2 protein-coding genes are annotated in these 2,687 nt (G+C 35.7%); one reads left to right on the forward strand and one right to left on the reverse strand.

What is annotated here, in order from left to right; translation table 11 throughout:
- On the forward strand, positions 1–1,376 hold a 1,376-nt coding region (locus tag HRT72_09295), incomplete at its 5' end, for a tetratricopeptide repeat protein (protein ID NQY67899.1).
- Positions 1,377–1,392: 16 nt separating this feature from the next.
- Here the strand turns inward: HRT72_09295 and hemE are convergent.
- The gene (gene hemE / locus HRT72_09300; GenBank protein ID NQY67900.1) at positions 1,393–2,421 is read right to left on the reverse strand and encodes a uroporphyrinogen decarboxylase; all 1,029 of its coding nucleotides are present in this window, start codon (positions 2,419–2,421) and stop codon (positions 1,393–1,395) included.
- Positions 2,422–2,687 lie beyond the last annotated feature (266 nt).

Genomic DNA, 2,687 nt, shown 5'->3' on the forward strand with positions numbered 1-2,687 from the left:
TTCTTATCCTTATTCTTATTGGAGGGCCTTCGTTTTCTAGCTCAATAAAAGAAGATCAAAAAATTGAGAGCTATTACGTAGACAATCTGTTCTATAAAATATTAAAGTACAAGTCTAAAAAAGAAGACAGTCTATCTGCTAAATCTTTGTTCTACAAAGGCATGTCTGCATTTATGCTTAAGCAAGATCACGAAGCATTAGATTACTTTATTAAGAGCATTAATAGAGATGGAAAGGTTGGTATTACTTTTTACCAAAAAGGGATTACACTAGTATTCTTAAAAGATTATAGAAAAGCTATTGATGCATTTGATATGGCTATCCAAATAAGTCCAAATGAACCGAAGTATCATTTAGTAAGAGGAGATGCGCATCTTGACTTAGGTGAATTAGAAGATGCAATAATAAATTACGTACATGCTTCAAGCTTATCAAATTGTCCACCAAGTGTGTATACCGATATCGCTTTTGCATATGGCGAAATGGGAGATTTCAACGAATCGAGGGAAGCATATGCCATGGCTTTAAAATTCTATCAACCTAATGCAGACGAGTACGCTGGTATTACATACAACATTGGCTTCGCACAACAAATGAATGGGGATTACTTTGACGCTAAAAAAACTTTTGAAAAATATTTACTCAAGCATCCCTATAACTATGCAGCTATGGCAAAGCTCATTCAAATAAACTACGAGCTGAATAATATAGCAGCAGCTACATACCTAAAAAAGCTTTTGCGTTATGCATACGATAATAAACAACTTAAGGGTGAAATGAGAGATAAGTACTGCATAGATCAGTTCTACTGGAATGGTCACCTTGTTTTTGCTTATGAGTTTTTCGAAAACAACCACGATAACTCCGTTGAGGTAAGCCATATCTTCCAAGTAAAGGATAAGAACAAGAATCTAATATGTGAACTGCAATTAGAGTTAGACTCCACAAATACGAACTCCAACGAAAATGTATATTACTTATGTATTATTAAAGACGATCTACATCAGAAATTTGGCATGCTCCCTTTTACTGACAAATTAGATTATACAGAATTAAAACTTGCGATCATTAATGTATTAAACGACCAAGCCAAACCAACAGAAGAACTTGATGGGTATGCTGCTTGGTGTAAATATTTAGATCAAGATTACAATTTCGGATTCGATGGCAGCTCTTTCAATGATGCAATCGTGGCTTCTAGCGTTCCATTCGAGTACAATTGGATAATGGAGAACTTCCCAGAAGCCAATTACAAATCGCAACGACTTTTCTTCCACGAAGGAAAACCATTTGACATTTTAATCTTTGAAGATAAAGAAGGTAGACAATTAGAATTCTACTTTAATATATCCGCATTCTATGCAGATGTTGACTAAGTGAATATCCTTTCGTTTAATGCCCGAATCCTTTTACCGTATCAATAAAGCATTTCACTTTATCTAATTCCGTATCCGGATATACACCATGTCCTAAATTGGCGATGTGCCCATTTGGTCCAAAAGACTTAAGCATTTTCTTGGTCTCCTTTTCGATTGTACTCCTATCGGCATACAACATACAAGGATCCATATTTCCTTGTAACACTTTGCTCGATCCTATTAATGACCTAGACTCATGGATATCCATATTCCAGTCTAAACCAACCACTTGACAATCTAATGCACCCAGCTCTTTACGCACGAAATAAGCACCTTTCGCAAAAACAATAACAGGTACTTCGTTAATAGCATCACATATTTGTTTGATGTAAGGCATCGAATAGATTAAATAACTTTCTGGACTTAATACGCCAGCCCACGAATCAAAAACCTGAACAATATCTGCCCCTGCTGCGATTTGAGCTTTTAAATAAACAATAGTAGCATCCGTAATCTTCTGTAATAATTTATGTGATGCCTCAGGCTGAGTGAATAAAAACTTCTTCGCTTTCGAGAAAGTCTTAGACCCCTGCCCTTCTATCATATATGAAAAAATAGTCCAGGGTGCACCGGCGAACCCAATTAACGGAACTCTATTATTTAATTCTTTTTTAGTGAGCTTAATTGCATCAACAACATATTTTAAATGTTCTTCTGGATCAACTTCTCTTAAAGCATCAATGTCTTTAAGACTTTCAATTACTCTCGGGAAATAAGGCCCCTTGGCCTCTACCATTTCATAATCGAGACCTAGTGCTTCCGGTATAACCAAAATATCGGAAAAGATAATAGCGGCATCAACTCCTAATTCATCTACAGGCTGAATAGTAACCTCACAGGCAAATTCGGGTGTTTTAACCAATTCAACAAAACCACTTAGGCTTGCTCTAACAGCACGATACTGAGGAAGGATTCTACCCGCTTGTCTCATCATCCAAATTGGCGTACGTTCTCCTGTTTCTCCCTTAGCTACCCTAAGTAGCAGATCATTTTGATATGTCATTTATGTTGTCCTGTTGTAATTAGAATTGATGGATATACGTAATGCTGTTAAGCAATGATACGTTAATCGTTCTCAATATTAAATAAAAATTGTGCAAGTATAAATAAAGACTTGCACATCTATTTTGTTTTCCTTGATTTCGAATTATCTTCGAGCTCTCTCTATTTAACAATAAATATCAAATGAGTAAAACAGGCGTTCTTTTAGTCAATATTGGTACTCCCGATAGCCCGTCAGAATCAGACGTAAAACAATATTTAAAAGAA

Source organism: Flavobacteriales bacterium (assembly GCA_013214975.1).
GTDB lineage: Bacteria > Bacteroidota > Bacteroidia > DT-38 > DT-38 > DT-38.